Source organism: Nocardia sp. NPDC004722, assembly GCF_053601505.1.
In genome coordinates, this window is sequence record NZ_JBSGBY010000450.1 from 1 (window position 1) to 7062 (window position 7062).

Below are 7062 nucleotides of genomic sequence, written 5' to 3' on the forward strand. Positions count from 1 at the left end.
GGTGGGAGTCGGATCGGCTGCCGGGCCTGAGACCGGGCCACCGGTGACCACCGGATCGGGCCAGGTGATCGCGGGCACAGGTGCGCCCGTCACCGGTGGAGCGATGACGGGCGAGGTGGTGTATGTCGTTGTGGTGCGGGCGTTTTCGGCGATGACCTGGTGGTGCAGGGTGTCGAGGTCGCGGCCGAGGACGTTCAGGTGCTCGCTGAGCGAGGTGAATTCAGTCGACAGCCGCGCGATCAGGCGAGGATCGATGGCGAGATTCATGTTCGCCATACTTTCGAGCGGGGCGTCCGGCCACATGAGTAGAAACACCCGGGCTACTCATGATTACTACGCGATCGGGTCCGACGGGTCCGGAAGTCCTGTTCAGGCGGGGTGGGCGGGGGCCGAGGCGCGGGCGATGGTGGCGCGGATCTCGGCGGTGATCAGGTTCGGGGCCTCGAGCATGGGGACGTGGCCCAGGTCCGGGAGGGACCGCACGTCGAGGGTGGCGGTCGAGGCGAGCGGCCGGTAGACGTGCGGCGGGAGGACGCGGTCGTTGTCGGGCAGCAGGATCGTGGTGGGCAGCGCCAGTTCGGCCAACTGGGTGAAACCCGTTGCGAGATCGGGGTCTTCGGCCAGGTCGTCGGCGATGGCGCATTCCGTGATGGCCGCGGCCATGGCCTTGGCCAGCGGATTCGGGACGTCGGCGGGCCGGTTCGCGAGCAGCGGCAGCAGCAGGCTGCGCAGCAGGGTGGGCATGGTCGGCTGCCGGTCGGGCCCCAGTCCGATGAGCGGGCCGAAGGCCCGGAACTTGCGCAGCAGGGAATCCGCGGCGGCCGGGGTGCGCCACAGTCCCGCCGGAGCGATGGCGGTGCAGGAGCGGGCGCGCCCGCGGGCGGCGAGTTCCAGGGCGACCCAGCCGCCGAGCGAGTTGCCCACGATATGCGCAGTGTCCCAACCGGATTCGTCGAGCAGCCGCTCGCAGTGGTCGACCAGGGCGGCGACGGTGGCGGGCCGGGCCGCCTCGGGTCCACCCCAGTGACCCGGGAAGGTGGGGGCGAGCACCGAATGCTCGGTGGCCAGGTCGTCGAGGACCGCGCCCCAGGACTCCCAGGTCAGCAACACACCGTGCAGCAGGAGCAGCGGCTCGCCGCTCCCGGATCTGTGCACTGCCTCCGGAGCCTCGACGCCTTCCACCATGGGGGTGACCCTACCGCCCGGAACAGCGGGCCGCCGCGCCGATTTCACGCGTCGTTGCCGATGTCACGCGCCGTTGAGGAACCGCTTCCAGTTGGTTCCGAAGGGGTGCTTGGCCTTGATGGAGCTGAAGCGCAGCGTGCCGTGCACGATGATGTGCAGCGGGCCGATGGGCGGGCCGGAACGGACCTTGGTCTCGGCGCTGGACGCCATCAGGTCGATGCTGTTCATGTCGACGGTGGCCTCGGGCGGCACGATCAGGTCGATCGAGCCGCAGAACTCGTCCACATGGATCTCGACCACCTGGGTGGTCATCACGGCCTGGGTGAAGTCCAGTCGCACATTGCCCAGGAAGGCGTTGAGCGACATCGCGGGCGGTACCTGCCAGGTGCCCTTGCGTTCCACACTGGACAGGCGGGCGCGAATCACATTGCCCGGCATGGCCGGTGGCACCCGGTGCGCGGCCACGTAGCGCGGCTGCGGTTGCGGCGGCACCCAGCCCGGCGCGGCGGGCGCGGGGGCGGGCTGGCCGACCAGCCGGACGCCCGGCAGATCGACGAGCACCGTATTGAGTTCGCCGCGGGTCTTGGCCGCGAGCGCGGTGTCCATGCGCTCGGTGAACTCGCCCAGCGACAGCATGCCCAGCCCGACCGCGCGCTGCAGCAGCCGGCCGACATGTTCGCGTTCGACATCAGATACCCGTAGATCCCGGTCGCCGATCACGGCGTTGCCGGTCGCGGGAGCGGAAACCGCTTCAGGACCTCCCATGCTTCGAGGTTAGCCAGCCACCCGGCACGATCGCATCAGGGCAATCCCTGATCCGCGCCCCCTACTCGAGGCCCTGTTCGATCGCGTAGCGGGTCAGTTCCACGCGATTGCCGAGTTGCAGTTTGCGCAGCGTGGACTGCACATGGTTCTCGACGGTGCGGTGGCTGAGGCTCAGGCGGGTGGCGATCTGCTTGGCGGACAAGCCCTTCGCCACCATCCGCAGGATCTCGGTCTCCCGGTCGGTGAGGGCCGGGCGGTGGGGTTCGTCGCGGTCCTCGGGGGTATTGGCGATGCGGCGGAATTCGCCGAGCACCAGCCCGGCCAGGCCCGGGGTGAACACCGCCTGGCCCGCCGCGGTGGCGCGCACGGCATCCAGCAGTTCGGTGGCCGAGGCGCTCTTGACCAGGTAGCCGGTCGCCCCCGCCTTGATGGCGTCGAGGACGTCGGCGCGTTCGGCCGACGCCGAGAGCACCAGGACCCGGGAGCGGGGCGAGACGCGCAGCACCTCGGCGGTGGCGTCCGCGCCATTGCCGTCGGGCAGCTGCATGTCCATCAACACCACCGTGGGTTGGACGGCCGCGGCACGGGCTCCGGCGGCGCGCACCCCGTCGGCGGTGGCGACCACGTCGAACCCGGCCTCGGCGAGGTCGCGGGCCACGCCCTCACGCCAGATCGGATGGTCGTCGACGACCATCACCGTGATGCGCCGATCCGATTCGCTCATGCGGTCCTCCGTTTCCGTTCGTCACCGCTGGACGGGCACGCGGAACTCCCATTCCGCGCCCGCTCCCTCTTCATCGTCGTCGGCGGGAGTCGCCTCGAACAACAGTTGCGCGGTCCCGCCGATCGCGGCGACCCGACCGATGATGGAGCGCGAAACACCCATCCGCCCTTGGTCTTCGGCCTCGGCCAGGCGTCCGGGCGGGATGCCCGGACCGTCGTCGCGCACGCTCACGATGAGTTCGCCGCCGGTATCCTCCAGCAGCACATACGCTTTCGCGCCCGGCCCGGCGTGCTGCACCACATTGGCCAGGGCGGCGGCCACGGCGGCGGCCAGCTCGCGGGCCGCCCAATGTCCCAGCGGCACCGGATCGCCCGGGGTGGAGACGAATACCGAGGGGGTGGCCTGGGCGGTCAACAGCGGACGCAGGTCCTCCTCGGCGCCGCCGTCGTCGGCGCGCACCCCCTGCTCGGAGATGAGCACCCGCAGCGCCACCTCCTGCTCTCCGGCCCGTTGCGCCAATTCCGCTGTCGGCCCGCCGATCTCGTTGCCGCGCCGTTTGATGTAGCTGAGCACCTGCAACACCCCGTCGTGCACCTCGCGGGCCAGGCGTTCACGCTCCTGGGTCGCGGCGGTGAGCCGGACCGCGCGCTGCAATTGGGCGTGCGCGCGGCGGGCGGTATTGGAGGCCAGGCCGAGCGCCAGGCCCACCGAGATCAGCACGGGCAGGGTGGCGTCGCGCCAGACGTCGAAATCCCATTGGGCGCGGGCGGTGATGACGGCGGCGGAGACGAGCAGCCCCGAGCAGACGCCGCCCAGCGGCCCCCACAGGATCGCGGCGGAGACCACGGCATTGGCGGCCCACAGCGTGGTGGGCAGGGTCTGATGGTGGTGATACCAGTCGTAGGAGGCGATCATCCGGGTGCCGAAGATCAGCGCTATCACCACGAGGTGGTCGCCGATCACCACGGCGGTACGCACCCGGGGGTGGTGGCGAATCCGCCACTGCGACAACAACACCGCCGAGATTCCGGACCACACCACCATGATCGCGATGAAGAACCAGCTCAAACGCTGGTTGGTGTAGTACGGCACCGAGGCGATCTGCTGGCCCACCGCGTACAGCAGGGTGACCAGCCGGAACGCCTGCACCGCCCGCCACAGCGGGGCGGAGGCGGCCCAGTCCGGATCGGTGGCAGACGAGCCCGGATCGGTGTCAGTCCCCGGCGTCACCACTGCCGCCGGGTGGCTTCGAGGGCCGGCGATCGTCGTCGAACGCGACCGCGGTGATGCGTGCCGCGATTTCGTCGGGATCATCCGGTTCGGCGTGGAATATGGGGTCGTGTGGATCGCCGGTGTGTAGCTCCTGGTACGCCTCTTCGGGCGAGTCGGCGAGCAGCGAGCGCAGGGCGGTATTGAGCACCGCCACCAGCGGCACCGCGAGCAGACCGCCGGCCAGTCCGGCCAGCACCACGCCCGCGGCGATGGCCAGCACCACGGCCAGCGGATGGATGCGCACCGCGCGGCCCATCAGCAGCGGTTGCAGCACATGGCCTTCCAGCTGCATGACCGCGATGGTGATGCCCAGCACGATCAGCGCGGTGACCAGGCCCTTGGTCATGAGCGCGATGAACACCGCCACCGATCCGGCGATGAAGGACCCGACGATCGGGATGAACGCGCCGATGAACACCAGCGAGGCCAGCGGAAGCGCCAGCGGCACACTGAGAATCGCCAGGCCCGAGCCGATGCCGATGGCGTCGACCAGGGCCACCAGCACGGTGGCGCGCACGAACCCGGTCAGCGTGCCGAAGCCCAGCTGCCCGGCCACCCGCACCCGCTGCCGGTGTGGGGTGGGGACGATGCGCGTGACGAAGGTCCAGATCTGGTCCCCGCCGTAGAGGAAGAAGATGAGGATGAACAGCGTCAGGAAGGCGCCGGTGAAGAATTCGCCGATCACGGTGGCGGTGGTGAGCGCACCGTTGGTGAGCGCGTCCTTGTTGGACTCGATGGTCTTGACGATGGTGTCGCCCGCGTTGCGGATCTGATCGTTGCTCAGGTGCAGCGGGCCGTTGATCAGCCAGTCCTGCACCTGATGCACGGAGGTGGTGAACTCGCCGGACAGCTGCGGCACACCGGTGACGAACTGCTCGATGACGAAGGTCATGATCCCGGCGAGCAGGCCGAGCGACCCGACCAGCGCCACGAACACGCCGATCGCGCGGGGCACCCCGAACCGCTGCATCCAATTGACCAGCGGCGCCATCAACGCCGCGCCGAGCAGCGCGATCGACATCGGGATGGTCACCGCGGACAGCTTGCGGGCCAGGTAGGCGAAGGCCAGCACCGCCGCGAAGATGATGAGCAGCCGCCAGCACCACTCCGCCGTCTGCCGCACGATGGGGTGCACGGCCTCCCCGTCACGGCGGCGCACACCACCGGACTCGCCGGATCTGCTGGACGTCGCCTGCACCTCACTCACGTAGGCGAGCCTACTGGGTGGGCCGGGTAATCCGCCGGAACCGGTTCCCCGAATCCGGTGTGCGGCGTTTCCCCGGTCAGCTGTGCCAAACCATTGTCGGCCCGGCACATTTCCGAGACCAATCGCAGCTATCCAGGAGTAAGTAACCGCGTTCACTCATTTCGAGTACTGGTCCTGGGGAAGTGCTGATGCGCACTCGATTTCGCTGTCTCGTCGCGGCCGGGCTCGTTATGGCCGCCACCCTGCTGCTGGTCCCGGGCGCGGGCCGCACCGCGCCCGAACCGCCCGCCGCGGTACTCGGTGACGACTTTCTCTGGGGTGTGGCGGAATCCGGGTTTCAATCCGAAGGTCAGTCACCGGACAGCAATTGGAGCCGTTACATCGAAGCCAATCCCGGCTGGGACCGGCTCGGGGATTCCGTCGATTTCCGGGATCGGTTCCGCTCCGATATCGCGCTGGCGAAGCAACTCGGCGTCAAGGTTTTTCGGATCGGGGTGGAATGGGCACGGCTGGAACCGCAACCGGGGGTGTGGGATCCGGCCGCCTTCACCTACTACGACGAGGTGATCGGGGCCATCGCGGCGGCCGGGATGCGGCCCATGCTGACGCTGGATCACTGGGTGTATCCGGGCTGGGAGGCCGATCGGGGCGGCTGGGGCAATCCCGGCATGGTGGACGACTGGCTCACCAATATGCGCAAGGTCGTCGATCATTTCGCGGGGCGCGACCCGATCTGGGTCACCGTCAACGAGCCGGTCGCCTACATCGTGCACGAGGTCACGCTCAACGGCACCGACGCCGATCAGATGCTGAGCCGGGTGGCGCAGGCGCACAACGCGATCTACGACTACATCCATCAGGTGCAGCCGGGCGCGTTGGTGACCAGCAATGTCGGCTATGTCGCGGGGGCCGAGTCGCAGGTCAACGGCCCGCTGCTGGCGTTGATCGGGGCGAAGCTCGATTTCATCGGCATCGACTACTACTTCGGGGACGAGCCACCGGGCGTCACCGCGGCGGGAATGTGGGATCTCCCGGTCGCACCCGAGGGCATCTACTTTGCGCTGCAACACTATTCACAGCTGTTTCCGGGCAAGCCGTTGTGGATCGTGGAGAACGGCATGCCCACCGAGAACGCGCAGCCCCGCGCGGACGGGTACACCCGCTCGCAGCATCTGAGCGACACCGTCTACTGGTTGCAGCGCGCGAAGGCCGACGGCATGAATCTCATCGGCTACAACTACTGGAGCCTCACCGACAACTACGAATGGGCTTCCTACACACCACGATTCGGTCTGTACACCGTGAACGTGCGCACCGACCCGGACCTGACTCGGATACCCACCGACGCGGTCGACACCTACCGGGCCATCATCGCGCACGACGGCGTGGCGGCGGATTATCTGCCGGTCCGCGCGCCCGCCGCCTGTGAGCTGGTGGATCCGCCGGCCAGTTGCACGACTCCGGTCACCGCCCCTTGAGGTGTTCGATCTGGGTTCGGCTGAGCTGCTGGGCTTTTCGCAGGTGATCGAGGATCACTTCCAGTTCGGCGTCGGTGTGTTCGCCGAGCATGTCTCGCCAGCCCACACCGAGCTCGCCCCACAGCGCGGAGATGTGGGCGATCCGTTCGGGTACCGGGGTGACCAGCACCCGGCGGCGGTCGTGGGTATCGGGGACCCGGCTCACGTAGCCGCCGCGTTCCAGCCGGTCGACCAGGCGGGTGGCCGATCCGGTGGTCAACCCGGTCATGTCGGCGATCTGCTTCACCGTGAGCGGTTCCGGCTCGGCGGTGAGCAGGCTCAGGGCCTGCACGTCGGTCGATGGCGATCGCGGAGACCTTGACGCCGCCGGTGTTGATGAGGTCGTCGATCCGGCCGGTCGGTACGAGCACGCCGTCGGTGAGCGATCCGCG

7 protein-coding genes and 1 pseudogene are annotated in these 7062 nt (G+C 68.8%); 1 reads left to right on the top strand and 7 read right to left on the bottom strand.

Features of this window, described 5'->3' with window-relative positions; translation table 11 throughout:
- The 6 genes and pseudogenes from ACWELQ_RS32855 to ACWELQ_RS32880 form a co-directional block, all read right to left on the bottom strand.
- Positions 1–267: pseudogene (locus tag ACWELQ_RS32855) on the bottom strand (hypothetical protein); the annotation flags it as partial.
- A 102-nt stretch (positions 268–369) separates the two neighbouring features.
- Positions 370–1185: an alpha/beta fold hydrolase gene (locus tag ACWELQ_RS32860; protein WP_452400925.1), complete on the bottom strand. Its 816-nt coding sequence runs from the start codon at positions 1183–1185 to the stop codon at positions 370–372.
- A gap of 63 nt (positions 1186–1248) precedes the next feature.
- Complete coding sequence (locus ACWELQ_RS32865) at positions 1249–1902, bottom strand: DUF1707 SHOCT-like domain-containing protein (RefSeq protein WP_452400930.1); 654 nt, start codon at positions 1900–1902, stop codon at positions 1249–1251.
- Positions 1903–2011: 109 nt separating this feature from the next.
- On the bottom strand, positions 2012–2674 hold the full coding sequence (locus ACWELQ_RS32870; protein WP_452400926.1) for a response regulator: 663 nt from the start codon (positions 2672–2674) through the stop codon (positions 2012–2014).
- Between the two features lie 21 nt (positions 2675–2695).
- Positions 2696–3904 (bottom strand): MacS family sensor histidine kinase, encoded by a 1209-nt coding sequence (gene macS, locus ACWELQ_RS32875; RefSeq protein WP_452400927.1) that lies wholly within the window; start codon positions 3902–3904, stop codon positions 2696–2698.
- Complete coding sequence (locus ACWELQ_RS32880; protein ID WP_452400931.1) at positions 3888–5144, bottom strand: AI-2E family transporter; 1257 nt, start codon at positions 5142–5144, stop codon at positions 3888–3890. The genes macS and ACWELQ_RS32880 overlap by 17 nt, the downstream gene beginning before the upstream one ends.
- Positions 5145–5341: 197 nt before the next feature.
- Here ACWELQ_RS32880 and ACWELQ_RS32885 point away from each other — a divergent pair, with 197 nt between their 5' ends.
- Positions 5342–6631 (top strand): family 1 glycosylhydrolase, encoded by a 1290-nt coding sequence (locus ACWELQ_RS32885; RefSeq protein ID WP_452400928.1) that lies wholly within the window; start codon positions 5342–5344, stop codon positions 6629–6631.
- Here ACWELQ_RS32885 and ACWELQ_RS32890 read toward each other — a convergent pair.
- Complete coding sequence (locus ACWELQ_RS32890; RefSeq protein ID WP_452400929.1) at positions 6618–6962, bottom strand: MarR family winged helix-turn-helix transcriptional regulator; 345 nt, start codon at positions 6960–6962, stop codon at positions 6618–6620. The two genes, ACWELQ_RS32885 and ACWELQ_RS32890, sit on opposite strands and share 14 nt — an antisense overlap.
- Positions 6963–7062 lie beyond the last annotated feature (100 nt).